The sequence below is a fragment of the Chryseobacterium sp. Leaf404 genome, from assembly GCF_001424145.1.
Classification (GTDB): Bacteria; Bacteroidota; Bacteroidia; order Flavobacteriales; family Weeksellaceae; genus Chryseobacterium.
The window spans coordinates 34183-61082 of the sequence record NZ_LMQM01000001.1 but is presented as its reverse complement, the minus strand read 5'-3'; the positions used below and the strand labels follow the sequence as shown (position 1 = coordinate 61082).

Here is a 26900-nt window from a genome sequence, read left to right as displayed (position 1 = left end):
TATCTATATAAAATGAATCCAAACCAATGTTCTTTCTGCGGAAGAAAAAGAAATGAAGTACAAATGCTGGTTTCCGGACAGAATGGTTTTATCTGTGAAAGCTGCATAGAGCAGGCACATTCTATTGTGAAAGATACTTCATCTGCAGACTCTGCACTGTCTCCGGCGGAGCGTATGGAAGATTTAAAAAAGCCGAAAGAAATCAAAGAATTTCTGAATCAATATGTAATAGGGCAGGACCAGGCAAAAAAACAGCTTGCCATCGCGGTTTACAATCACTACAAAAGACTGCTCCATGCACAGACCGAAAACCGTGAGGTAGAACTCGAAAAGTCAAACATCATCATGATTGGCGAAACAGGAACGGGTAAAACGCTTTTGGCTAAAACAATTGCTAAAGAATTAAATGTTCCTTTCTGTATCGTTGATGCTACAATTTTAACTGAAGCCGGTTATGTAGGTGAAGATGTGGAAAGTATTCTTTCAAGACTGCTTATGGTTGCAGATTATGATGTTGAAAAGGCGGAAAAAGGAATTGTTTTTATCGATGAAATAGACAAAATTGCCAGAAAATCAGACAATCCGAGTATTACAAGAGATGTTTCAGGGGAAGGCGTTCAGCAGGGTCTGCTCAAACTTCTGGAAGGCAGTATTGTAAACGTCCCGCCGCAGGGAGGTAGAAAGCATCCTGATCAGAAATATATTCAGGTAAACACTCAAAATATATTATTCATTGCCGGTGGTGCCTTTGATGGGATTAAAGAAATTATCGAAAGAAGAATGAATAAACAGGCTATTGGTTTCAGTGCAGACAAAATCAGTAAAATGGATGAAGATGAATATATTTTAAGAAGTATCAACGCGATAGATCTGCGTACTTTTGGTCTCATTCCTGAGCTTTTGGGCAGATTTCCTATTATTACTTATCTGGAGAAACTGACCAAAGAAACAATGATCCAGATTATGAAGGAACCTAAAAATTCAATCGTTAATCAGTTTATAGAACTGTTCAAAATGGATGGCACAAAACTGGAGTTTACAGATGCAGCAATTGAGAAAATTGTTGATGATACGATGGAGAAAGGTTTAGGAGCAAGAGGTTTGCGGGGTACTACAGAAAAGGTTTTAGAAGACTACATGTTCAGCGTAGGTGAGCAGGATGAAATCATATTAACATAATATAAAATTTCCCTTAAACCACTGATAATATTTTTTTTAAATAAAAATTATTCTATCTTTGCATTTGAATATTGTATTAACACATAAAATAATATACAATGAAAAAAAATTTATTAACTATTGGAATTTTGGCTTTAAGTCTTTCTGTTCAGGCGCAGACGGTACTTATGCATGTAGACAATGCAGCTAAAATGTATGTAAGTAAGGGCTCACTCGTCTACAATGGTGGGGGTCTGCAAACTAAAGGAGCTGGAGTTATAGAAAATCATGGTAACTTTATGATTTCCGGAAACGGTAATTCTGATGTTTTCAGAAATCTGGATGGTACAACCGGAGCAGAGGTTACTGCCGGTGTTCCTGGAACGTTTGTCAACAAGCTTAATGAACCTGGTGCTGTAGGCTCTGTTAACTCTGAGTTTTCTACGATAGCTCCTGTATATACTTATGGACAGCTATACATTGACGGTTTGCCTCAAACAGCAGTTAGAGGTGTTGTTGATCAGGAATTCAGACAGCCAGCACATGGTTCTTACCAGCAGATGGGTTTCCCTTTTTATGATAAAGTTGTCTCCTCTCTCAGTGGCACAACTGCTTTGGGTAAGACATTCAATAATACAAGATATTCTGGCAACGAAATTTTGTACTGGGATAATAACAAGGTTGTTTCACACAATTTACCAGGCGGTTTAAATACAAGATTAGGTGTTGATTTAGATCCTTATGCTTATTTCATCGTGGGTGGGTCAGGTCTTGATGTGACGAATCAGACAAGAACTTTAGTGGGAAGACCCGTTGCAACACCAGTTGTTGGTACAACACCAACCTTATCTAAGACATTAACTGGTGCAGGTGCTAGTATAGCAACCTTTGGTACAAACGGTACAGCTGTAAATCAATACAACGAATTCTATAATACATATCTACAAGATTCCTTCAGTTCATCTGCAGGAGTGTGGGTAGGGAACTTCGGAAGGAATTTCTACCAATTCGGAAATCCTTACATGACGAATCTTGATTTGTCGCAGATTGCTGTTGCAGAAGCTAATGGTGATGGTAATAACTTAACTGATATCTATGGTGTAAGACTAGAGGTTCAGGGAGTTCAGTATTCAACTGCTGCTGGTGGTGGGTCAACAAGTTTTAAATTCATTACTTTTGATTCGAGCGGTGTCGCAGTTGGTGATGTTCCTTATGCCATGGTAAGACCAATGGGTACTTTTGTAGTTAAATTAAAAGGCAATACATCAGCAGATGCATTAAATTTCGCAACTTTAAGAAGATTTAATTACCACAGAAGACAGCCTGGAACTCCATACAGTGTTACAGCTGCTAAAAATGGATTGTCGGGAACAGTTAAACAATTGGGCGTTATAGGTCTTGATGCAAACGGTAACGAAGTGGATCGTACGTATTATGTTGTTTCGCCTAATACAATATCTGGTCATACGTCTAATCCAACAGTACAGGTTACAGCTTCCAAATCGTTGGGAACTTATGAAGAAAATCCAACTACAGGAGGTTATGATCCAAACTATTTTTCATATTGGTTATACATCAACGAAGCTAATGAGAATAATTTCAAAGGAAAAAATATTAAACTTGTAAATTATAATCCAAGTATAGTTTCTTTCAAATTTGAAATTAGAGAAGATGCAGCTGAGATTCCGGCAGGAACACATTTGCTTTCCTCAAATGAAGGCTTCTTTTACAAAAAAGGTACAGATGCGACTGTAAGTCCAGCTGTTCAAGGTGCAACTGTTGCAACGCAGCCAGGAAGCCAAAACGGAGTAGAATATGATTTGTATTATGGAATGCCTAATTCTGGTACATTGACTACTGTAGAAAATGAGAAGAAAAATAGAACACTAGTAATTTATAATCCTGATTCTGATAATTATTTCGTTAGATTTGATCCTTCGTGGAAGAAGGCAAGTATAGATGTATTTGACCTGAGTGGTAAATTAGTTTTATCCAAAAAGGATGTTGACGCAAAAGGAGATTATGTTTTAGATTTAGCCAAAGATGTAAAAATTGGTTATCTCGTGAATGTAGTTTCTGATAAAGGTGAAAAAGTAACATCAAAAATTGTAAAATAAATTACCATGAAAATTATTACAAAATATATATTCTTAGCATTAGTTTTATTGTCTAATTTTATTTTAGCCCAAACACCACAATGTCCCACATGCGGCACAGGTGGGGGAGGAGGAACTACTCCAGGAAAACAATCCATCCCCGTAGATATGTACGTTTACGTACTTGCGGCTGTGGCAGTAATGATGGTTGTGTTTTTTGCAAAAAAATACAAGTCTCAAAAAATATAAAAATTATATTAAAATATCAAAACTCTCTGATTTGTTTCAGAGAGTTTTTTTAATTTTACAGTATGAAAAAAATTATGGCATCAGCTGCATTTATTGTAGCGTGTAATGTGAGTGCTCAATTTTCTGTAACGATTAAAGCACCCGCAAATTTCAAAGAGCAGGAGGCAATTCTTTATACATTAAACGGTTCAAAAGATATTGTTTTCACCAAAGAAACGGCTAAGAAAAACGTCTGGACTTTTAAATATCCTAAAAATTACGTGGGAATGATGAAAGTCTTCTTACCTAATACCAACAACAACTTCAATTTTATATCTGAAAATAAAAATGTAGAGATCAGCCTTGAAACAGATGGTGACAAGGTGAAAAATATTATATACCTCGACGAAGCCAATTCACTGATGAATTCTATTCAGGAAGGTGCCCAGAAGCAGGAGATGATTTTACCCGCTCTAATTCAGATTAAAGAATATTACAAAGGGACTAGTGATTTCGGAAAAGCTCTGGATACAGAAATTTCCAAGCTTACCAGTAAATCGGTTGGTGATTTTTCTACGCATCCTTTCATCAGCTATTACAATACCAACTATAATAAATTTTTAGTTGCAGAAAACTCTAAGAACGTCAAACAGGAAGATATCATCAATTTCATAGATAAGTCTAATGATATGCTGGAAACATCTTCTTTATTAAGACCGGTTTTGGTTTCTTATCTAAATGTGGGTGGGAACAACAACGTCACAGCTTCAGTAGATAAACTTCTTGAAACATTAAAGGTAGAAACGCCAAGAGGACAAACCGTTCTTTCTGAACTGATTGATATCTTTGATGCTTACGATATGAAGGAATTTAAAACTAAATACCTTACCCAGGCTAAGAATCTGAAATGTACCATCACAGACCGGTTGGCAACGACATTAAAAACCAATGCAAATGTGGAGATGGGTGCTGTCTTTCCCAATCACAATTTCAATTCGGCTACAAATACGAAAGCAAAAACGTTGGCAGATGTGAAGGCAGACAAAAAAGTGATTGTATTTTGGTCTTCTACCTGTTCGCATTGCGAGAATGAACTTCCACAGCTGTTGCCAAAATATCAGGAAATGAAGTCAAAAAATATCGAAATTATCGGTCTTTCTTTAGATACAGATAAAGATGCTTATACAAAGAAGATTGCAGCATTCCCATGGATCAATGATTCTGAACTGAAAGGCTGGAACAGCAGTTATGGCGAAAAGTATAATATTCATGCAACACCCACTTATTTTATTTTGGATGCTAATAACAAGATTATCAGTAAGCCAGATCACGTAGGTGATGTTTTGGAATATTTAAAGCAAAAATAATTTTGGAGGTTTGTAAATATTTTCTATATTTGCACCACCAAAACGGCGAGGTAGCTCAGTTGGTTAGAGCGCAGGATTCATAACCCTGAGGTCACGGGTTCAATTCCCGTCTTCGCTACAAAAACCCCTTTTATTAAGGGGTTTTTTATTTTTTACAATTTTTAAAATCATCTTACGTTTCCCTTTGACATGAAAGAGCAGGATACTTCATGCTCTCAAAATGTATATTTTTATTTACTAGCTTTAATGCTCAGAAATATAAATTTACAGCAAACCGATTATGATTTTTAAAAATAGAAATATCCATATTCTTTCCTTTGTATTTGTCTTCCTTCTTTCATCCACAATGAAAAGTCAGGACAAATGGCCCGACGGAAACAGGATTGACAAGTGGTTTAAAGAAAACAAACCCACAGACATCAACAAATTAGGTAAAAAATATATTCTTACAGCCAACGGAATGAAGAACGACAGTACGATTCTTCAGACCAAACAACTTCAGGCTGTGATTGATTTGGCAGCTAAAAATGGCGGCGGCGTTGTGGTGGTGCCGAAAGGTACTTTTCTCATCAGTTCAGTTTTCTTCAAACAGGGAACGCATTTGCATTTGGAAAACGGAGCAAAATTAAAAGGAAGCGACGACATCAATGACTTTCCTGTAGTACTGACAAGAATGGAAGGACAAACCGTAAAATATTTTCCGGCTTTGATTAATGCTGAGGGATTAGACGGTTTCACAATTTCTGGTAAAGGAACTTTGGACGGAAACGGACTTCGTTTCTGGAAATCATTTTGGAAAAGAAGAGAATGGAATCCTAAATGCACCAATATGGACGAAATGAGACCGAGAATTATCTACGTTTCAAATTCTAAAAACGTGCAGGTGGAAGGAATTACCATTAAAAATTCACCTTTCTGGAGTACACATTATTATAAAAGTGATTTTGTAAAATTATTAAATCTGACAATCTTAGCTCCGAAAGAACCAGTAAAAGCACCAAGTACAGATGCAGTTGATATCGATGCATGTGCTAATTTCTTAATTAAAAATTGCTATATGTCAGTGAACGACGACGCAATTGCTTTGAAAGGCGGCAAAGGTCCAAAGTCTGATAAAGACCCGAACAACGGTGAAAACAGAAACATCTTAATCGAAGACAACAGCTTCGGATTTTGCCACAGCGTTTTGACTTGTGGAAGCGAATCGATTCATAATTACAACGTGATTCTTCGTAACTCTAAAGTGAACAATGCATCAAGATTATTACATTTGAAAATGCGTCCCGACACGCCTCAACACTACGAATATCTAACGGTAGATAACATCTCTGGAAATGTAAAAACCTTTATTTATGTCAAAGGCTGGAACCAGTTTTTTGATTTAAAAGGTGAAGAAAGACCTGGAAAAGGATTGGCCAACAATATCACCATAAAAAATATCGACATCAGTTGCGAAACGGCATTCTCTATTGAAAAATCTGACTTATTCGACTTAAAAGATTTCACATTTGAAAACTTTAAAATAAAAGCTCTGAAGCCTGAAATGCAAAACCTGAACAACATTCAGAATTTAAAGCAAAAAAATATCAATGTGACGCAAGTTGCTTCTCTCACGCAATCTTACGACAAAAAAGACGATTCTGATATTTCTGCTAAATGAGTTTTTATTCCAAAATATTCGTTCTTTTATGCTTTTGCTCACAGTTTCTGCATTCTCAATCTAAGGAAATCCAATTCCTGAGCGGGACAGATTCTGAGCATACCAAAGAATGGGATTTTTGGATAACCGGCGGAAGGAAATCGGGAAGCTGGGACAAAATTCAGGTTCCTTCTCAATGGGAACAGCAGGGATTTGGCTCATACAACTACGGACGGGATTACGTTACCAACGGTAAAAATTTCAAGTTTAATGATGAAGTAGGTCTTTACAAACACAAATTTTCAGTTCCAAATTCCTGGAAAGGAAAATCAGTCAACATCGTTTTCGAAGGTTCAATGACCGACACCGAAGTGAAAATCAACGGAAAATTGGCCGGAGCAATTCACCAAGGTGCTTTTTATGAATTTAAGTATGATATTTCCGACAAATTAATTTTTGGAAAAGAAAATATTCTCGAAGTCAAAGTTTCCAAAATGTCGGCTGATAAATCGGTCAACAATGCTGAACGACTGGCTGATTATTGGGTTTTAGGCGGGATTTTCCGACCAGTTTATTTGGAAGCAAATCCAAAAGAAAATATTTCATCAACATCCATCGATGCCAAAGCAGATGGAAGTTTCCGTTCGAATGTTTATTTAAAAGGAATTAATTCTGTCAACAATTTGACGGTTGAAATTTTTGATGTTAAAAATAATTTAGTTGGAGAATCTCAGATTTCAATTCAAAAAGGAGATACTTTAAAACAGATGCAATTTTCCGTCAAAAATCCAAAACTCTGGACAGCTGAAACGCCCAATTTATACAAAGCCAAATTCAGTTTGAATAAAAATAGAAAAAACATCTTTCAAAGCGAAGAAAAATTCGGTTTCCGAACAATTGATGTGCGAAAAGGCGACGGAATTTACATCAACGGTACCAAAATCAAAATGAAAGGCATCAACCGACACGTTTGGTGGCCTGAAACCGGAAGAGCGGTCAACAAAAACATCGATTTGATGGACGTTCAGCTCATCAAGGAAATGAATATGAATGCCGTTCGTTGTTCGCATTATCCACCGAATAAATCCTTTCTTCAAATTTGTGATTCGTTAGGTTTATATGTTTTGGATGAGCTCGCGGGATGGCAAAAAAAATACAGCACGGAAGTTGGCAAAAAGCTCGTAAGAGAAATGGTTACGAGAGATGCGAATCATCCTTCCATCATTTTTTGGAGCAACGGTAATGAAGGCGGACATAATTTTGATTTGGATGCAGAATATGGAAAATATGATTTGTCAAACCGTCCCGTAATTCACGCACATCACAAGCCTGGAAATGCTTTCAACGGCATCGACTGCAATCATTACGAAGATTATTACAGCACCAAAAAAATCCTTGAGGGAGAAAATATTTATATGCCGACCGAGTTTCTGCACGCGCAGGACGACGGCGGTGGTGGAACTTCTCTGGCCGATTATTGGGAACTTCACTGGAATTCCAAAAAAGGCGCAGGCGGTTTTCTCTGGGCGTTTGCGGATGAAGGTTTGGTGCGAACCGATTTTAACAATCAAATCGATGTCAATGCGATTAACGCGCCTGATGGAGTGGTGGGTCCTCATCGTGAAAAAGAAGGAAGTTTTTATGCGATTCGTGAAATTTACAGTCCCGTAAAAATAGATTTGAAAACCTTACCGAATGATTTTAGTGGAACAATTCCTGTTGAAAACCGATATCATTTTACGAATTTAAATGAATGCAAGTTTGAATGGAAATTAGTCAAATTCAAAACGCCATTTTCTTCAGAGTCTGGTTTTGATGTTGTTAAAACAGGAAAACTAGAATCTCCGAATATTAAGCCAACAGATAAAGGAAATATTAAATTAAATCTTCCTCAAAACTGGAAAGAAAGTGAAGGTTTATTATTAACCGCAACCGATTCTTTCGGAAAAGAAATTTACACCTGGACTTGGAAAATAAAAACGAATGATGAAATTTCAAAACAGTTTTCGACATCATTAATTAAAGAATTTCCGGTTTCAGTTATAGAAAATGATTCATTATTTATTTTAAAATCAGATGAAAAAGAATTTTCATTCGGGAAAAAAGATGGTTTGTTAAAGTCTGTTATTGTAGATAAAAAAGGCAAAAAAATGACCTTCCGAAACGGACCGGTTTTCGTGAACGGAAAAACGGAATTATCTTCGATAAAATCTCTTAGAGAAGGAAAAAATCAAATCATAGAAGTCTCATTTAAAGACGGAAAAAAAGTGGTTTGGAAACTTAACGCAAATGGAATTTTGGAACTGAATTACGAATATTCGCTTTCCGGAGATTATCAATTTGCGGGCGTGAGTTTTGACTATCCTGAAAATTATGTCATCGGCGCAAAATGGTTGGGTAAAGGGCCTTATCACGTTTGGAAAAACAGAACTCAAGGACAGACTTACAACGTTTGGCAAAATCTAAAAAACTCTACCCGAACAGGTTTTTCACCTTGGATTTATCCGGAATTTAAAGGCTATTTCGACGATGTTTCTTGGTTGCAATTAAATACAGCCGAAGGAAAAATCACCGTCGGAACGAAAGAAGAAAAAATGTTCGTCAGACTTTTTGATTTTTACGGAATTTACGGTGCCGAAGGTTATCCGAAATTGCCGAATGGAAATATTTCATTTTTGGATGCGATTCCGCCTTTGGGAACTGCATTGGCGTTTAATATTAATAATAACACTGCGACTTTAGGCCCGGAAAGTGAACCGAATCATTTGAACGGGACGTTTAAAAGAACTTTATATCTTTATTTTGGTCTGCCGGATTTGGGTGATGAAAATAAGCAATTTACAATGCCGAAAGAAAATATTTTAACAGATTAAGATGAAGAATTGGATTTCACTTTTAACCGTCCTTTTCTGCGCAACGATATTTGCACAGCAAACCACTTTCAAATTTGATTTTGGTGGAAGCAGAGTTGAAAATGGTTTTATTCCAATTAATTCGACCTCAAAATTTGACAAGAAAATTGGCTATGGATTTATGGATATTTCTGGCTTAAAATCTGTTGACAACGGAGGAAATGCTTTGACAGGAGATTTTGTAACCAGTGACAAACCTTTTTATTTTTCAGTTGTAATTCCTGAAGGAAATTATGATATTAAATTAAATTTAGGCGATACAAAAGGAAGTTCTGAAACGACTGTTCGTGTCGAAAATCGCCGTTTAATGCTGAATGATGTCAAAACACAACGAGGCGAAATCGTCGAAAAACTAATCACGGTTCACGTTAAAGACAGTATCATCCGAAATCAGGACGGAACTCAGATTGGCATTGTAAAATTAAAACCGAGAGAAAGAAAATATTTACATTGGGACAATCTGTTGACGATTGAATTTAATGACAAAGCGCCGAAAGTTTGTTCGGTAATTATTCAACCTAATAAAGCGCCTAAAACGATTTATCTGACAGGAGATTCCACGGTTGTAGATGCACAGTACGAACCTTGGGCGTCGTGGGGACAGATGTTGCCGTATTTTTTTGTTCCAAATGAAGTCGTGATTGCCAATTACGCCGAAAGCGGTGAAACCCTCAAAGCTTTTGAAGACCGCCACCGAATCGATAAGATCTGGAATAAAATAAAGAAAGGCGATTATCTGTTTATTCAGTTTGGACACAACGACCAAAAAGCAGGAAACAGCACTAAATCCGGTTACAGAAAAAGATTAAAAGAATGGATTTCGAAAGCTAAAGAATTGGGTGCAACTCCGGTTTTGGTCACATCAATGAACCGCAGGGTTTTTGATAGAAACAATAAAATTGTCAATACATTAGATGATTTTCCGGATGCTATGCGGGAAATTGCGAAGGAGGATAACGTTGATTTAATTGATTTAAATGCCTTAAGCAAAACATTATTCGAAGCAATGGGACCGGACAAGGCAAAGAAAGCGTTCGTTTATTATCCTGCTAATTCTTATCCTAATCAACCAACCGCTTTGGCAGATGATACGCACTTCAATACTTACGGAGCTTTCGAATTGGCGAAATGTGTCGTTAAATCTATCGTCGACCAAAATTTACCTTTGAAGAAATATATTTCAAAAAAATATAAAAGTTTCGACCCAAACAAACCCGATGCAGTGGAAGATTTTCATTGGCCTAAAAGCATTTATATGGAATCTTTGAAACCTGATGGGAATTAATTGTCAAAAGATTTTCAAAGAAATTTTGTTTGCCCCGACCCTAAAGGGAGCAAAATTTTTTTGAAGATTTCAGGAAAATTACTCCCTTTAGGGTCGGGGAAATAATTTTGATGAAATTTGAACAAGCAAGTTGTAAGTTAGAAGAAAATCTTTGATTTTCAAAACTAATGTGTTCTTCTAAACAGCCGAATCACTCACTTAAAAATAACTAATGTGTCCAAAATCTTTTGTGACTTTTGTGGTTAATTAAACAGTAAAAAATGAAAATTAAAAATATTGTCAGTATAAGTATTCTCTATTTCGCCTTCGGAAATCTCTCCGCACAAACTCCGTGGCCAACAGTAACGGAAACTGCAAAACCGTGGACCCGCTGGTGGTGGATGGGAAGTGCCGTTGACGAAAAAGGTTTGGACAAACAACTGACAACCCTAAATAAAGCTGGTTTCGGAGGGGTAGAAATTGTTCCGATTTACGGTGCAAAAGGTTTCGAAAATACTTACATCAATTATCTTTCTCCGGAATGGATGAAGATGCTGCAGTTCACGACCAGTAAAGCAAAAAGCTTACAAATGGGTGTTGATATGTCGGTTGGAACAGGTTGGCCGATTGGCGGACCGCAAGTCAGTGAAAATGATGCAGCGACCAAAATGATTGTGCAGACATACGAGATTCAACCGAATGAAAAATTCTCAGAAAAAATTGTTCTGAAAGACGAAAAACAGAAGAATTTAAAAACCATAAAATTAGATATTGTAACCGCTTACAATGAAAAAAATGAGTCAGTCGTTTTAACCGATAAAATCAATGCTGACGGAACTTTAAACTGGAAACCTACGTCAGGAAAGTGGACAATCTACGCCGTTTTTGTTGGTAAAACTTTACAGAAGGTAAAACGCGCGGCTCCAGGCGGCGAGGGCTATACTTTAGACCATTTTTCGCCCACTGCAACAAAAGATTATCTGAAAACTTTCGATAAAGCTTTTGGAAATTCCAACTACGGAATACGTTCTTTTTTTAATGACAGTTATGAAGTTTACAATGCCGACTGGACGCCGGATTTTAAAGAAGAATTTCAAAAAAGACGGGGCTATGACTTAAGTCCGTACATCAAATATTTGGTGGGCAATGAGGAAAACGAAATTGCAGTAAGAATAAAATCGGATTACAGAGAAACGTTGAGCGACTTGATTTTAAATCGTTTTACCAAAGATTTCACCAACTGGGCACATTCCAAAAACTCTAAAAATACCAATCAGGCACACGGTTCGCCGGGGAATTTACTGGATTTGTATGCAGCGGTCGATATTCCCGAATCTGAAACTTTCGGAAGTACGCCGTTCGATATTTTAGGTTTAAAAAGAGACAGCGCCGACATTCAAAAATCGGATGTTCCCGATATTAATATGTTGAAGTTTTCCTCTTCGGCAGCCAATGTAATGGGCAAAAAGCTAATTTCGAATGAAACTTTTACGTGGCTGACAGAGCATTTCAAGACCTCGTGGTCACAGGCAAAACCGGAAGTGGAGCAGGTTTTTTTGTCGGGAATCAATCACGTTTTTTACCACGGAACGACCTACACGCCGGCGGATGTAAAATTTCCGGGATGGCTGTTTTATGCATCGACCAATTTTGTGCCCGAGAACAGTTTGTGGCCACAGTTGAGTGGGCTCAACTCTTATGTTGCACGTACGCAAAGTGTGTTGCAAAGCGGTAAATCAGATAACGAACTATTGATTTACTGGCCAATTTACGACCAGTGGGCGAATCCGAAAGGGAAAGATGTTGCTTTTAAAATTCACAATATTGAGAAGTGGTTACAACCCACAGAGTTCTATAAAAATCTCGATAAATTGGGCAAATCCGGATATTCTCTGGATATGGTTTCGGATAAAATGATTAGTGAGGCGAAGTCGGATAATCAAACTATTCAGGTTTCAAAAGAGGGCGGTTCGTACAAAGTTTTAATCATTCCTCAATTAAATTATTTGCCGGAATCTACTTTAAAAAATATTCTGAATCTAGCTCAAAACGGCGCATCCATTATATTTCAGAATGAACCGAAAAATATTCCAGGATATTTTGAAGCCGAAAAAAGAAAAACGGAACTGCAGACTTTGTGGAAATCAATTCCTTTTCAGCAAAATGGAAATGTGAAATCAGCGACATTCGGAAAAGGGAAAATTATCCTCACTTCGGATGTTGAAAAAGGTTTGGAATATTTAAAAATTGAAAGAGAAAAGCTGACTGACACTGGATTGAAATTAGTAAGAAGAAAATTTGATGGCGGAAAATATTATTACATCGTCAACCACACTTCAGAGGAAATCAATCAGAATATTCCGCTGAATTTTGTTGGGAAACAGGTCGCTATGATGAATCCTGAAAATGGAGATTATGGAATTGCCGAAACTCAAAATAATTCAGTGAAAGTTCAGTTGAAATCCGGGGAATCTTTAATTATAAAAGTTTCTGAAACTGCAGATAATTCTGTTGCAAAATGGAAATATGTTGACAAAACTGACGCGCCACTTGCTTTTAATCAACCTTGGCAATTATCTTTCAAAGCAGGCGGTCCTGAACTTCCAAAATCAAGAACAATAACGAAGCTTCAGCCTTGGACGAATTTTACAGAAGACGCTCAAACGCAAAGCTTTTCAGGAACCGGAGTTTACACAACGACTTTCAATTTAAAGAAAAATAAAGCCGACGATTATCTTTTGAAGCTCGATAAACTCTACGAAAGTGCAACCGTGATTGTTAACGGAAAAGAAGCCGGAATTGTCTGGAGCAACCCGTTTGAAATCAACGTCGGAAAATATCTTAAAAAAGGAAAAAATACGATTCAGATTGAAGTAAGTAATCTGATGGCCAACCGAATCCGTTATATGGATCAAAATAAAATTGAATGGCGAAATTATCACGAAATCAACTTTGTGAACATTAACTACAAGCCTTTCGACGCATCTAACTGGAAAGTTCAGCCTTCCGGTCTGGATGGCGAAATTCAATTAATACCAATTCATTATTCAAAATAAAAATTAGTTATGACTAAAAATATCATAAAAACAATCGCTTTAGGAACTTTGCTGACCTTCAGTTTTTCCAATGCTCAGCAGAAACCGAAAGTCATTTTAGACAACTTTTTCAATAACGAAAAACGAGAAAACAAAGAAACCAAAGCATTGGAATCTTGGCATTATACGTGGAATGACACCACAAACGGTGGATTCTCTTTGCTGGGAGAAATTTTCCAAAAACAGGGTGCAGAAATCAGCACTTTAACGACCGCTCCATCAAAAAAAGATTTAAAAAACGCCAGTATTTACATCATCGTCGATGCAGATATTGACAAAGAAGCGTACGGTGGAAAAGCCAATCTGATTAACCCGACCAGCATCAAAAACCTGATAGAATGGGTGAAAAAAGGTGGTGTTTTGGTTTTGATGAGCAACGATAAAGGAAATTCTGAGTTTGAACATTTCAATAAACTGGCACAGGAATTCGGAATTCACTTCAATGAAGACAGTTACAACCGCGTTCAGAAAAGAGAATTTGAGCAGGGAAAAGTGATGGTTCCGGCAGGCAATGAAATTTTCTCCGAACAGAAATTATATATGAAAGAAGTGGCGACGGTTTCCGTGAAAAGTCCAGCGAAAGATTTGCTCTCTGCGGAAGGCAAAAACATCGCAGCCATCGCAAAAATCGGCAAAGGAACCGTGTTCGCATTAGGCGACCCGTGGTGCTACAACGAGTACATCGACGGCAAAAAACTTCCCGCAGATTTTACTAATTATCAGGGAACTGAAGAGTGGGTAAAGTGGCTTTTGAAGCAGACTTCTAAGAAATAATTTTTGTGAAGTGCAATCGGTTGAAACGGTTCGATAAATTTTATTTGGGCAGCTATTTCCGCCTTCCACTCCCAATCTTTTTTGCAGGCGATTTCATTTTAAATGGAACTTGAAGTCTAAGCAAAAAAGGATTTCCGTTCAAGTCGGGCTGCGAGCGACTAGACGTTTTAAATTGCTTCTAAATTTTAAAAAGCTCTGAAATGGCAATATCAATAACATTGGTGTGGTCCAACAATAAGAAGTACAAATGTGAACCACCCCTGAAAGGGCATAATCAATAGCATTGGGTGAAGCCCAATGGCAGATTAAGGGAAGATTTCACACAGCCCTGAAAGGGCGAAATCAATTAAAAGAAACCTATAGAAAACGGCAACCATTAGCCAAAACCTACAAAATCAGAATTATGAATGTAAAATTCAAATTTATTTTAGCCGCAGTTCTCTTTTCAGAACTCCTGTCTGCCCAAAGACAAATGGAATATCTGAAACGGGGAATCGTTGCCATACCTTCAGATTCAGGCGTTTTTGTGAGTTGGCGATTGCTGGGAACAGAAGCTCAAGATACCCATTTTGATTTGTACCGGACTGAAAATAATTCAACCAAAAAACTGAACGAAAAACCACTTTCAAACGAAACGAATTTTTTAGATAAAACAGCCGAAAAAGCAAAAAATTACACCTATTTCGTCAAATCAAATACGCAGGATAAATCAGTTGATGTTGATTCTGCAAAATATGTAGCCAATCAAAAACCCTATTTTTCAATTCCGTTGAAAACGCCACAAGGTTATACACCAAATGACGCGTCAGTTGCAGATTTGGATGGAGACGGCGAATATGAAATCATCCTTCATCAAGTGGGAAGGTCAAAAGACAACAGCCAAAAAGGAGAAACCGACCCGCCAATTATTCAGGCTTATAAAATGGATGGAACGTTTTTGTGGGAAATTAATTTAGGCAAAAACATCAGGGAAGGCGCGCATTACACCCAGTTTTTGGTTTATGATTTAGACCAGGACGGCAAAGCGGAAATCGTGATGAAAACTGCTGACGGAAGCAAAGACGGAAAAGGAAAATATATTGGCGACCCAACAAAAAATTACGTCAACGAAAATGGAATGATTCTCTCAGGACCGGAATTTCTGACCGTTTTTAATGGCGAAACAGGCGAAGAAATTCATACGGTCAATTATGAAGTTCCAAGATTTGCAGGAAGTTTAAATCCGACAGCCGGGCAAATGACAGAAACCTGGGGCGACGCCAAAGGAAACCGTATCGACAGATTTTTGGGCGCAGTGGCTTACTTAGATGGCAAAACACCGAGCGTGATAATGTCGCGAGGTTACTACACCAGAACAGCGATTGCAGCGTGGGATTATAAGAATAAAAAACTCAGTTTGCGATGGCTTTTTGATACCGAAAGATCAGAAGAAAATAAAAAATACCGCGGACAGGGAAATCACAATCTCAGCATTGCAGATGTCGACAATGACGGAAAAGACGAAATTATTTTCGGTGCGATGACCATTGATGATGACGGAAAAGTGTTGAACAGTACGGGCTTTGGTCACGGCGATGCGTTGCACGTTGGAGATTTAGACCCATCCAATCCAGGATTGGAAATCTTTGATATTCAGGAAAGATTTGATGATGCCGGAGCGCATTTCAGAGATGGGAAAACAGGAAAAGTTCTTTGGAAATTGCCATCAACGGTTTATAGTGAAGCTGGTAAATTTCAGGGGCCGGGAAGAGGTTTGTCATTAAATATTGACCCACGCTACGAAGGTTCAGAATCCTGGGCTGCCGGAGCCGGACTGAAAGGTGTTTACAACACGAAAGGAAAAAAAATCAGCAGTAAAAATCCACCTGCGAATATGGGAATTTACTGGGACGGTGATTTTTTAAGAGAAATTTTAGATGGAACCAACGTTTCGAAATGGGATTGGAAAAAAGAAAAAACAAATCTCATTTTTGATGCTAAAAATTTCCAGTGTGAATCGAATAACGGGACGAAGAAAAATCCGGCTTTGGTTGCAGATTTATTCGGAGACTGGCGGGAGGAAGTGATGTACAGAACTACCGATAATCAGGAATTGAGGATTTTTTCAACCACAATTCCAATGAAACACAGATTGTATACTTTAATGCACAATCCGCAATATCGGTTGAGTATCGTTTGGCAAAATGTAGGCTACAATCAGCCTCCGCATACCGATTATTATTTGGATGAATCAGTTAAAGAAATGCCGAAACCGAATGTTAAAGTTATCACACCCAAAAATTAATATTTAATGAAAATTAAACCCATCATTCCGCTTTTAATATTGGTCGTGTTTTTAGGAGTTTCATTTCAAAGGCTTCAGGATAAACCGGTGCTTTATATTATCGGAGATTCTACAGTGCAGAATGGTTCAGGAAAAGGCTCCGACTCACTTTGGGGATGGGGAAGTTTTATGAATTTATTTTTAGATACAACAAAAATAGAAATTCAGAATCACGCAAAAGGTGGCAGAAGCAGCAGAACGTTTTTGACGGATGGTCGTTGGGATTCAATTATGAAAACCATTAAAAAAGGAGATTATGTTTTGATGCAGTTTGGGCACAACGATGGCGGTGAACTGGCAGATACCCTGAGAGCAAGAGGAACCATCAAAGGAACAGGAGAAGAATCAAAAGATATCTATAACCCAATCCGTAAAGTGAATGAAACGGTTTACACGTACGGTTATTATATGAGGAAATTTGCGAATGAAGCGAAAGCTAAGGGTGCAATTCCAATTATCGTATCGCCAGTTCCGAGAAATAAATTTAATGATAAAGGAAAAATTGAAAAAGATCAATACGGAATTTGGGCAAAAGAAGTCGCTCAGCAAACCGGAGCTTATTTTTTAGATTTAAATACAATGGTCATTGAAAAATACGAGAAAATGGGAGCAGAAAAAGTAAAAGCCTACTTCCCAAAAGACCATACGCACACCAATGAAGTTGGAGCAATTTTCAATGCGGAACTGGTCGCAAAAGGCATTAAAGATTTAAAAGGTTGTTCGTTAAAAAAATATGTTAAATAGTAAAAAGGTTACATTACTTGTAATAAAAATCTTTGGGTTCTTATACAAGTGAAACGGCTTTGTGAAACTTAAAAGCAGTTTTTAATCATAAAAACTTTGTGCACTTTGTATTCAAATTTCGCTGAAACAATTTATTATTCAATTAAAAAATTAGAAAAAAAATAAATATATACTTATGAAAAAGCTATTAAAAACAGGTTTTTTTGCACTGGTCATTGGAGGTCTCACTTCCTGCTCGGTTCAGAAAAACAGTGCAGCAGGCAAGGTGGAAATTCCAAACAAAAAAGAGGTTTTGGAAGTTTCAAGAAGAGCAAACCAATACTTTATGAACAAATGGCCGGATACTAAAAAAGATATTGTCGGTAAAAAAGTATGGCCAAGTAATCTTTGGACGAGAGCGGTGTATTATGAAGGCTTGATGGCGTTATATTCTGTCGACCCAAAGAAAGAGTATTACGATTACGCCATGTCTTGGGCCAACAATCACAACTGGAATCTACAGCGTGGAACCTACACCCGAAATGCTGACCATCAGGCTTGCGGACAGACCTATCTTGACCTTTACGAAATCGACGGAAGAAAACATCCCGAAAGAATTAAAAACGTAAAAGCTGCGATGGACAGTATGATTGCCACAAAAAAGGTTGACGACTGGTGGTGGATTGATGCGCTTCAAATGTCAATGCCGATTTTTACAAAACTGGGAAGAATCACTGGTGAACAGAAGTATTTCGACAGAAATTACGAAATGTATGCCTACACAAAATACAAGCACGGCGGAAACGGTTTGTACAATCAGGCCGATAAAATCTGGTGGAGAGACAAGGATTTTGTACCGCCTTATAAGGAACCCAATGGTGAAGATTGCTACTGGAGCCGTGGAAACGGATGGGTAGTCGCTGCTTTGGCGAAGACTTTACAGGATACTCCGAAATCTGATCCTCATTATAAGGAATATCTGCAGGATTATAAAGATATGTTGGCGGCGTTACTCCCCATCCAGAGAGAAGATGGTTTCTGGAATGTAAGTTTGCATGATCCAACCAACTTTGGAGGGAAAGAAACCACAGGAACTGCACTTTTCGTTTACGGAATGGCGTATGGCGTGAATAACGGACTGATTGACAGGAATACATATCTTCCTGTTTTGGTAAAAGCGTGGAATGCGATGGTAAAAGATTCAGTTCAGCCCAACGGATTTTTAGGTTGGGTGCAGGGAACCGGAAAGGAGCCGAAAGACGGGCAACCATTAGCTGTTGACAAAGTACCGGATTTTGAGGATTACGGATTGGGATGTTTCCTGCTTGCGGGAAGTGAGGTTTATAAATTGAAATAGATTTACAAGGGTAAATAAAATTGAATAGAGCGACAGTTAATGTCGCTTTATTTGTTTTCAGAACCCGAAATTTTCCCGCAGATTTTCGCAGATTTTGAGCGCAGATTCTCGCTGATTTTTTTTGATGGGAAAAACAGTTATTGATATAGGTTTTAGAAAATTAAAATCACAGTCCGTTTACTTTTCTGAAAATGGTTTGTGAGATATCACTGGAATTGAAATTAACGAGTAATCCCAGTTTTAGACTCGATAATTTCAGGTAAGTAATCAACTGTTTGTGATGCACATCAAGTAAATTTTCTACAGATTTTATTTCGATGATAACTTTGTTCTCTACCAAGATATCAAGACGGTAACCAATGTCCATTTTTATACTTTCGTAGATCATAGGTAAGCCAATCTGAGTAGAAATCTGAAGGCCTTTCTTTCTTAGTTCGTAAGCTAGGGCAGCTTCGTAAGCCGACTCCAGCAACCCTGGACCAAATTTGTTATAAACAGTAAAAATACACCCTCGGATTTCGTAGGAAATATCATTTTCGTTCATCGCTGTTTTTTATTAAAATTACAAATTTCAGAGATAGTATTTCCGTGCAACCTAAAAAAAACAAAAATAAATCTGCGAAAATCCGCGCACAAATTGGCGTAAATCTGCGGGAAGAAAATGAACGCAAATTTCAACCATAATCTTTCCCACAACATTAAAAAACATCTAAAAGATAAGTCTGGGTAAATCTGCGGGAAAAAAATATCTTTGCTAATTCAGTATGCATGACACCACAAGATGCGCAGTTGATCGCATATTGTTAATTTTCAAATTCAATCAATCAGAAAAATTATGAACGCACTATTAGGGGTACTATTTCATTTCCTCGGAGGCTTTGCTTCGGGCAGTTTTTATATGCCGTACAAAAAAGTAAAAGGATGGCAATGGGAAACTTTTTGGTTAATTGGAGGTACATTTTCGTGGATTATCGTTCCGCCTCTGGCAGCATATCTTACAATCCCGAATTTTTGGGAAATTATTCAGAGTCAAAGTTCAGCAATCATCGGGCTGACGTTTTTATTTGGTGCCCTTTGGGGAATTGGAGGTTTTATGTACGGTTTGGGTGTTCGTTATTTAGGTGTTGCTTTGGGAAGCAGCATTATGTTAGGATTAACGATGGTTATTGGTTCACTTTTACCTTCTGTTTATTATGAATTTAATCCTGAAGCAGGAAAAGACAATATTGGTCTGATGATGTCAAGTTCTTGGGGACAGTTTGTTCTTTTAGGACTTTTGGTTTGTGTGGTTGGAATTATCATCAGCGGAAAAGCAGGTGTAATGAAAGACAAAGAACTTCAAACCGAATCTGCAGATCCTCACGGGGTTGAAGTGAAAACTGAATATAAATTTGGTTTGGGTTTGACGGTTGCAATTATTTCAGGAGTTTTAAGTGCCTGTTTCAATTTTGGTCTGGAAGCTGGAAAACCAATGGCAAACGTTGCGAACGAAGCGTGGAAACTGGCAAATCCCAGTCAGGGAGAGTTTCTATTTCAGAATAATGTGACGTATGTTGTTGTTCTCTGGGGCGGTATGCTGTCTAATCTTATCGGTTGTCTTTATCTTTCATTTAAAAATAAATCATATTCAGATTATACTAAAAAAAGTGTTCCTGTTGCAAAAAATATCATCTTCTGTGCTTTGGCAGGAACGATGTGGTTTTTACAGTTCTTTTTCTACGGAATGGGAGAAAGTAAAATGGGTAACGGCCCGAGTTCATGGATTCTTCACATGGCATTCATTATTTTAATTGCCAATCTTTGGGGTGTCATCATAAAAGAATGGAAGGGTGTTTCAAAGAAAACTATTACAACTATTTCTGTGGGAATGCTGGTGATGTTTATCTCAATTTTGATTGTAGGCTACGGAAATTCATTAAGATAATCATTGATGAAAAGAATTGCATTTAAAATGTTTCTCTTGAGAGGTTTTGAGGAAGAATACAAAAAACGCCACGCCGAAATCTGGACTGAGCTGAAGGAATTGCTAAAAGATTCAGGCGTCAGCAGTTATTCTATCTTTTTAGATGAAGAAACCAATATTCTTTTCGGAGTTTTAGACTGCAGCAATGAACAAAAATATAAAGATTTACCATCACATGCCGTAATGCAGAAGTGGTGGGAATACAATAAAGATTTAATGGAAACCAATGAAGACCATTCACCGAAGAGCGTTGGGTTGGAAGACGTTTTTTATTTAAAATAGAAGAAGAATGTACATACAAAATTTCATATTCACTTAACATATTTTTAGAGCTCAATCGAGCTATTGTTAGGCAACAGATAATTTCCTGTTGCCTTTTTTATTGATGAACAGCAAAATGTGAAATTTCATTCATGGGAATATGACAAATGTCATCCTGGTCCCGAGGTTAATAACTTTAAATATTTTGTGGTAATTTATAATTAAATTGACAATAAATTTATTTTTTAGCAGAATAATATATAAATTATTAAGAAAAATTATGAATTTTATAATGCAGGATAATGCAGGATGCAGAAACATTTGTAAGAATGTACTTTTCACACATAATTCAATGTAAATAAAAATTAATATATGTCTATCAAAGTTAAACACAGGAATTTTAAGCCACTCATGGCCCCACTCTTCTTGTTGGCTACAGGTTTTATGTTTGGTCAGCAGGCAGTGAATGATACCGTAAAGCAGGGCACTACCAAAGACATTGAGGAAGTTGTAGTAATAGGTTATGGCAAAGTAAAAAAATCTGATCTTACCGGTTCTGTAGCTTCGGTTTCTGCGAAAGAACTGGCTGCGACTCCCGCAATGAATGCTTTACAGGCTTTACAGGGTAGAGCAGCCGGATTAAATATCGTCACGGCAGGTGGTGCTCCCGGTGCTGGTGCCAACGTGACAATCCGTGGTGGGGCATCAATCACTTCCGGTACTACTCCGTTATATATTGTAGATGGTTTCCAGTTGGATAACGCGTTGAACATAATCAACCCAAATGATATCGAAAGTATTGATATCCTGAAGGGGCCTTCAGCAATTGCAATCTATGGTGCACGTGGTTCAAACGGTATCATCATTATTAAAACGAAAAGCGGTAAAAAAGGTAGAACTGTAATTAATTATAACTCTTTCATGGCATTTGATATGCTTTCTAAGAGAATAGATATGATTTCAAACTCTGAGCAGTTTGTAAAATATCAGTATGAGATGGCTCAGCTGCAAGGGAAAACCACGCAGTGGAGTAATGTTTTCGACAATAGTTTAGGTACAGATACACCTGGTTTCTACACTGGTGTTTTCAACAGAATTTCAAACCGATATGGGAGTTCGAATGCGTTAGACTGGCAGGAAAAAATGTTGGGAAGTACAGGGATGACGCAAAACCACAACGTAAACTTCTCTACAGGGAATGAAAAAACCCAGGCTTTTGTAAGTTACAACTACAACAAGCAGGATGGTTTGCTTCAAAACTACAGCGAGACGAGAAACTCATTACGTGCCAATATCAATTCAGAGTTGAAAAAAGGCTTTAGAGTCGATTTCAGCACCATGTTTACTTCAAACTCTACCAATGGAGGGGGTGCGTACAGCGGAATCAAAAAAATCCTTCTTCAGCCGATTACCGGAGGTACACTCTTTACAGATGATGAGCTGTACAATACACAGACTTTCCCGGATTTTTCAAGTTTAGATTCCGGATATGATACCGAAAACCCTTTTGTAGAGACTAATGCATCTACTTCAAACAACCGCTCAAGAACTTTCTTGGCTAATATGGGATTGGAAATTGATTTCCTTAAAAACTTTACTTTCAGAACCGCGGGGCAGTATCAGTGGAGCAACAGTAAATCTACATCATTTTCAGATGAAAACTCCAGAGCATTTCTTACAGATCCTGTAAATACAGGGATTAATGGGAGCATCGGAAACAGTGAGTCTTACAGATATCAGATTACCAATACCGTAAATTACACCAATACTTTTGGCGAAAAGCATAAAGTAAGCGCTTTGGCAGGGCAGGAAGCTGTATTTTCTCAGTCTGAAAGCAACAGCATGAGGCTGATAAAATTCCCTATTGCGAATTCTGGTCTGGATGATATCAGAAATGCAACGGTGCAGGATAAATCTGCTGGCAGAGGTACTCCAAATACTTTACTTTCTTATTTTGGGAGGGTAAATTATACCTATGACGACCGTTATTTGGTAACAGGTACCCTTCGTTATGACGGGTCTTCGAAATTCGGAATTGGCAAAAAATGGGGTCTTTTCCCGTCGGCTGCTGTAGCCTGGAGGTTGTCGCAGGAAAATTTCTGGCAAAACTCTAAGATCTCTAATGTGATCAATGATCTGAAATTCAGATATGAATATGGGGTGACAGGTAACAATGATGTGGACAGTAATATATTTTTCACCAACATTGTACAGACAGATTATCCAATCAACAACACGCCGGGAAATCCTGCTTATGTGCCGGGAACTAACCTTGGAAATCCAAACGCAAGCTGGGAAGAGTCTCAAAACTCAAACTTAGGGATGGATTTGGCGTTATTCAACAACAGAATTAAATTAACCGCCGAATTATATGATAATAAAGTAGCGGGAATGCTTTTGAACAGCATTTATCCGGTGTCTTCAGGGTATTCAAGACGGGTTGAGAATATTGGATCAATGACTAACCGTGGAATGGAATTTACTTTGAATACGGTCAACTTTAAAAATGCAGGTTTCAGATGGACCACAGATTTGAATTTCTCTGCAAACAGATCTGAAGTATTATCGCTCGAGAAAAACCAGCCCAATAAAACATTCTCTGTAGGTGGAAACAGAACTGGTGTTGTTACCTATTACGCTACAGTGGGTGAGCGGTTGGGAGATATGTACGGATATGTTTATCAGGGGGTGTATACAACAGATGATTTCCTTGTGAATACTGATGGTTCTTTTGGAGCTTTGAAACCAGGCGTTGTAAAACCGGCTACAGGTACTGCAAGACCTGGAGATATGAAATTTGCTGCTGACAATGATAAAGGAGATCAGTTTACAAGAAAACTGCAGAAAATAGGAAACGGTACGCCAGATTTCTTCGGAGGTTTTCAAAACAATTTCTCTTATAAAGGCTTCGACCTTGCGGTATTTATGAAGTTCAGTGTAGGTGGCGACATCTATAATGCAACAAAGCACAGTTTAAGCCCGTATGCTCTTTACCAAAACGTTCCGGGAGAGTTTGGTGATAATTACTATCGTCTGATTGATCCTAATACAGGGCAGATTACCAATAATATACAGAGACTGAAAGAATTAAATCCAGATGAGGGTTCACGTACGTGGAGCTTAAGCAATGCCAATTCTCAGAATATTACCTATCCGTCATCATATTACGTGGAAGATGGTTCTTATTTAAGAATCGCACAGGTTACTTTAGGATATAGCTTCGAGAAACAGTTTTTACAGAATGTAGGATTGTCGAATGCCCGTATTTACTTAACTTTGAATAACTTGGCGACCATTACCGGATATTCTGGATACGATCCTGAGGTTTCATCAGCAAGTGGGGTTGCTGTAACACCGGGCTTTGATAATTCTGCCTATCCACGATCAAAAAGTTATGTTTTGGGAATCAATTTAACATTCTAACTTATTTAAATTTAAATATCATGAAAAAATATACTTTTGTAAAAAGCTTGCTGGTCATCCCTTCTTTGGTGATTGCCACTCTATTCGTTAATTCTTGTAGTGAAGATTTTCTTGATCAGCCTTCCTACACCGCTATAGATACCGAATCGGTATTTAAAGATTTGCCGACCGCAGATATGTTTATACAGGGATGTTACAGAGCTTTAGTGCCTACTGAAATGTATTATCAGATGGGGGCAGGTGATACCGTAACGCACTCAGCTGAAGATGGCTCTACCAACAATTCAAAATACAATATCTGTAATTATAAATACGACGCTTTTACGCCAAATACACTTACAGGTATTTACTCCACAATGTATCAGTCTATTGAAAGAACCAACATCGCTATCAGTAGATTGTCAACAATGGAAGCGAGTGCCAGACGGGATGCCTTAATTGCGGAGGCTAAAGCAATCAGAGCATATTGCTACTATAATTTAATAAGAGTCTATGGAGACGTTCCTGCCGTTTGGTTACCTCTGGAAGAGTTGGATCCGAATGACCCGAATACTTTATATCCAAAACGCGCTTCCCGTGACGAAATCTACGATCGTATTATTGCAGATCTTCAGCAATCTATCCCGGCAATGCCTACTTTAGGTCAGGCCGGTTATCCTACCACCGAGAGATTAACGAGACCTGCAGCCAATGCTTTGTTAGCAAGAATAGCTTTATATGCTGGTGGATATTCACTTCGTTGGCCTTTAAATACGTCTACACCGGGTACTATGTCCCGTCGTCCTGACAATGCAAGAGTGCAGCAACTTTATCAGATTGCAAATGATGCCTGTTTAGCTGTAATCAATGGTGGGCAAAACTCTTTGATGCAGGCTTCAGGAGGTAAAAGTGGTTTCGAAAACCTTTGGTTCAACTTCTGCAGAAGAAATTTAAGTACTCTTAATCAGGAAGTAATGTTCCAGATTGCTCAGTTTGGGCCAAATACCAATGGCGGATTCGGAGTGTATGCACACCCAGGTAGTCGTGGTGGTGTATACGGTTCACGTAAAGCTTTACAGTTTCTATTGCCAACTTATTACCTGTCATTCGCTCCGGCAGATACCAGAAGAGATGTATCCTGTACTGCATACAGTATTTATTTCTTAAATGGTGGTGCCGCTACAGATACCTGGGTAGATGTTGGAACTACATTTTCATGTATCATGCCGGGGAAATTCAGAATTTCCTGGTGTGTTGAGCCTCAGGCAGCAGATTCCCGTAACCTCAATGTACCTTTGATCAGATATGCTGATGTATTATTGATGTATGCAGAAACTCAGAATTACTTAAATAATGGTCCTACAGCAGCTGGTATTGCTGCTTTACAGCAGGTAAGAAACCGTGCAGGTATAGGCTCAATGCCAATTCCTTCAGGACAGGCTGCTTTCGATCAGGCTCTTGTTCAGGAAAGAAAATGGGAATTTGCAGGGGAGTTTAACCTTCGTACAGATTTAATCAGAATGAATAAGCTCGAAAGTGAAATCCTGGCTACAAGACAGGCAATGAAAGATCTTTCAAACAAAACAGGGGCTTATGCTACCACGCCGGCGCTTCGTCTTTACAAATATCATAAAAACAATCAGGTTTACGGAGATCCATTCTTAGCCGTTACTTATATTGATCTAACGAACCCTGCCCAGATTGCTGCTGCGTCAGCTGTTCCTACAAGTTCGGCAAACTATGCAGCTTTCCAGACTACACTTAAAGGTATTGCAGCAGCCAACGGACAAACTTCCACTGCTGATGACAAATGGTATCCTGCAAGAATGTTTGAAGCATATACAAGTACCTTCAACGGAAATGCAAGAAAGGCTGTTGGATTTACAAATGGTTTCAATGTACTTCAAATCGGAGCAATCATTTATACTAAACCAACCGGTTCAGCCGAAAATGGCGGAACGTATCCAAACTGGATTGAAGGTGGTGGTGATGGTTTATTCTACGGTTTCGTACCGAATAAAACAGAATTATTACCGTTCGCAAACCAAGCTGCCGGTCATCCAATGATTGATAACCCGAACCTTACACAGTTGCCTGGTTATTAATTTAAAAACAATGTAATTTAAACATTATCAAATAAGCATTGAAAGCAGCCTACGCCATAAACAAGTTATCGCTTTGGCTGCTTTTTATTTTACATTAAATCAGGTATCAACTTAAGTGTTTAATATTTTGTGAGAATGTCATGCTGTAGTTTTTATCACTTATCACGATGTTAAGTGAAGCTTATATGAACCTTACACCGATCTTATACTGATAGGCTGTGTTTCTTAAGTGA

At 38.0% G+C, this 26900-nt stretch carries 17 protein-coding genes and 1 tRNA gene; 17 read left to right on the top strand and 1 reads right to left on the bottom strand.

What is annotated here, in order from left to right:
* Window positions 1–12: 12 nt before the first annotated feature.
* From clpX to ASG31_RS00130, 13 genes are all read left to right on the top strand, one after another.
* A complete protein-coding gene (gene clpX / locus ASG31_RS00190; protein ID WP_056026406.1) occupies window positions 13–1179 on the top strand; it encodes an ATP-dependent Clp protease ATP-binding subunit ClpX in 1167 nt (388 codons plus the stop codon).
* A 98-nt stretch (window positions 1180–1277) separates the two neighbouring features.
* A complete protein-coding gene (locus ASG31_RS00185; protein ID WP_056026404.1) occupies window positions 1278–3275 on the top strand; it encodes a T9SS type A sorting domain-containing protein in 1998 nt (665 codons plus the stop codon).
* A gap of 6 nt (window positions 3276–3281) precedes the next feature.
* On the top strand, window positions 3282–3503 hold the full coding sequence (locus ASG31_RS00180; protein WP_056026402.1) for a hypothetical protein: 222 nt from the start codon (window positions 3282–3284) through the stop codon (window positions 3501–3503).
* A gap of 62 nt (window positions 3504–3565) precedes the next feature.
* A complete protein-coding gene (locus tag ASG31_RS00175; RefSeq protein WP_056026401.1) occupies window positions 3566–4849 on the top strand; it encodes a peroxiredoxin family protein in 1284 nt (427 codons plus the stop codon).
* A 44-nt stretch (window positions 4850–4893) separates the two neighbouring features.
* Window positions 4894–4967, top strand: a tRNA-Met gene (locus ASG31_RS00170).
* A gap of 162 nt (window positions 4968–5129) precedes the next feature.
* Window positions 5130–6509: a glycoside hydrolase family 28 protein gene (locus ASG31_RS00165; protein ID WP_056026399.1), complete on the top strand. Its 1380-nt coding sequence runs from the start codon at window positions 5130–5132 to the stop codon at window positions 6507–6509.
* The gene (locus ASG31_RS00160; protein ID WP_056026396.1) at window positions 6506–9361 is read left to right on the top strand and encodes a glycoside hydrolase family 2 protein; all 2856 of its coding nucleotides are present in this window, start codon (window positions 6506–6508) and stop codon (window positions 9359–9361) included. The genes ASG31_RS00165 and ASG31_RS00160 overlap by 4 nt, the downstream gene beginning before the upstream one ends.
* Window position 9362: 1 nt before the next feature.
* Complete coding sequence (locus ASG31_RS00155; protein WP_056026393.1) at window positions 9363–10685, top strand: rhamnogalacturonan acetylesterase; 1323 nt, start codon at window positions 9363–9365, stop codon at window positions 10683–10685.
* Between the two features lie 260 nt (window positions 10686–10945).
* On the top strand, window positions 10946–13720 hold the full coding sequence (locus tag ASG31_RS00150; protein WP_056026390.1) for a glycosyl hydrolase: 2775 nt from the start codon (window positions 10946–10948) through the stop codon (window positions 13718–13720).
* 9 nt (window positions 13721–13729) lie between these two features.
* Window positions 13730–14533, top strand: coding sequence for a DUF4350 domain-containing protein (locus tag ASG31_RS00145; RefSeq protein WP_056026387.1), 804 nt, complete (start codon window positions 13730–13732; stop codon window positions 14531–14533).
* A 403-nt stretch (window positions 14534–14936) separates the two neighbouring features.
* Window positions 14937–16817 (top strand): rhamnogalacturonan lyase, encoded by a 1881-nt coding sequence (locus tag ASG31_RS00140; RefSeq protein WP_056027987.1) that lies wholly within the window; start codon window positions 14937–14939, stop codon window positions 16815–16817.
* Window positions 16818–16823: 6 nt separating this feature from the next.
* Window positions 16824–17600: a rhamnogalacturonan acetylesterase gene (locus tag ASG31_RS00135; RefSeq protein ID WP_056026384.1), complete on the top strand. Its 777-nt coding sequence runs from the start codon at window positions 16824–16826 to the stop codon at window positions 17598–17600.
* 175 nt (window positions 17601–17775) lie between these two features.
* Window positions 17776–18936, top strand: coding sequence for a glycoside hydrolase family 88 protein (locus tag ASG31_RS00130; protein ID WP_056026382.1), 1161 nt, complete (start codon window positions 17776–17778; stop codon window positions 18934–18936).
* Window positions 18937–19102: 166 nt separating this feature from the next.
* On the opposite strand, the gene ASG31_RS00125 is transcribed toward ASG31_RS00130, so the two are convergent.
* Window positions 19103–19480 carry a GxxExxY protein gene (locus tag ASG31_RS00125; protein ID WP_056026380.1) on the bottom strand — a complete coding sequence of 126 codons (378 nt, stop codon included), beginning with the start codon at window positions 19478–19480 and terminating at the stop codon, window positions 19103–19105.
* Window positions 19481–19771: 291 nt separating this feature from the next.
* Between ASG31_RS00125 and rhaT the strand changes: the two genes are divergently transcribed.
* From rhaT to ASG31_RS00105, 4 genes are all read left to right on the top strand, one after another.
* Window positions 19772–20860: an L-rhamnose/proton symporter RhaT gene (rhaT, locus tag ASG31_RS00120; protein WP_056026378.1), complete on the top strand. Its 1089-nt coding sequence runs from the start codon at window positions 19772–19774 to the stop codon at window positions 20858–20860.
* 6 nt (window positions 20861–20866) lie between these two features.
* Complete coding sequence (gene rhaM, locus ASG31_RS00115; protein WP_056026375.1) at window positions 20867–21181, top strand: L-rhamnose mutarotase; 315 nt, start codon at window positions 20867–20869, stop codon at window positions 21179–21181.
* Between the two features lie 351 nt (window positions 21182–21532).
* Window positions 21533–24583 carry a SusC/RagA family TonB-linked outer membrane protein gene (locus ASG31_RS00110; protein WP_056026372.1) on the top strand — a complete coding sequence of 1017 codons (3051 nt, stop codon included), beginning with the start codon at window positions 21533–21535 and terminating at the stop codon, window positions 24581–24583.
* Window positions 24584–24603: 20 nt separating this feature from the next.
* Window positions 24604–26667: a RagB/SusD family nutrient uptake outer membrane protein gene (locus ASG31_RS00105; protein ID WP_056026369.1), complete on the top strand. Its 2064-nt coding sequence runs from the start codon at window positions 24604–24606 to the stop codon at window positions 26665–26667.
* The last annotated feature ends 233 nt before the right edge of the window (window positions 26668–26900 follow it).

What these genes read in the sequence shown, in the direction of transcription:
- clpX (WP_056026406.1), top strand. Translation starts at nt 13, where the DNA reads ATGAATCCAAACCAATGTTCTTTCTGCGGAAGAAAAAGAAATGAAGTA.
- ASG31_RS00185 (WP_056026404.1), top strand. Translation starts at nt 1,278, where the DNA reads ATGAAAAAAAATTTATTAACTATTGGAATTTTGGCTTTAAGTCTTTCT.
- ASG31_RS00180 (WP_056026402.1), top strand. Translation starts at nt 3,282, where the DNA reads ATGAAAATTATTACAAAATATATATTCTTAGCATTAGTTTTATTGTCT.
- ASG31_RS00175 (WP_056026401.1), top strand. Translation starts at nt 3,566, where the DNA reads ATGAAAAAAATTATGGCATCAGCTGCATTTATTGTAGCGTGTAATGTG.
- ASG31_RS00165 (WP_056026399.1), top strand. Translation starts at nt 5,130, where the DNA reads ATGATTTTTAAAAATAGAAATATCCATATTCTTTCCTTTGTATTTGTC.
- ASG31_RS00160 (WP_056026396.1), top strand. Translation starts at nt 6,506, where the DNA reads ATGAGTTTTTATTCCAAAATATTCGTTCTTTTATGCTTTTGCTCACAG.
- ASG31_RS00155 (WP_056026393.1), top strand. Translation starts at nt 9,363, where the DNA reads ATGAAGAATTGGATTTCACTTTTAACCGTCCTTTTCTGCGCAACGATA.
- ASG31_RS00150 (WP_056026390.1), top strand. Translation starts at nt 10,946, where the DNA reads ATGAAAATTAAAAATATTGTCAGTATAAGTATTCTCTATTTCGCCTTC.
- ASG31_RS00145 (WP_056026387.1), top strand. Translation starts at nt 13,730, where the DNA reads ATGACTAAAAATATCATAAAAACAATCGCTTTAGGAACTTTGCTGACC.
- ASG31_RS00140 (WP_056027987.1), top strand. Translation starts at nt 14,937, where the DNA reads ATGAATGTAAAATTCAAATTTATTTTAGCCGCAGTTCTCTTTTCAGAA.
- ASG31_RS00135 (WP_056026384.1), top strand. Translation starts at nt 16,824, where the DNA reads ATGAAAATTAAACCCATCATTCCGCTTTTAATATTGGTCGTGTTTTTA.
- ASG31_RS00130 (WP_056026382.1), top strand. Translation starts at nt 17,776, where the DNA reads ATGAAAAAGCTATTAAAAACAGGTTTTTTTGCACTGGTCATTGGAGGT.
- ASG31_RS00125 (WP_056026380.1), bottom strand. Translation starts at nt 19,480, where the DNA reads ATGAACGAAAATGATATTTCCTACGAAATCCGAGGGTGTATTTTTACT.
- rhaT (WP_056026378.1), top strand. Translation starts at nt 19,772, where the DNA reads ATGAACGCACTATTAGGGGTACTATTTCATTTCCTCGGAGGCTTTGCT.
- rhaM (WP_056026375.1), top strand. Translation starts at nt 20,867, where the DNA reads ATGAAAAGAATTGCATTTAAAATGTTTCTCTTGAGAGGTTTTGAGGAA.
- ASG31_RS00110 (WP_056026372.1), top strand. Translation starts at nt 21,533, where the DNA reads ATGTCTATCAAAGTTAAACACAGGAATTTTAAGCCACTCATGGCCCCA.
- ASG31_RS00105 (WP_056026369.1), top strand. Translation starts at nt 24,604, where the DNA reads ATGAAAAAATATACTTTTGTAAAAAGCTTGCTGGTCATCCCTTCTTTG.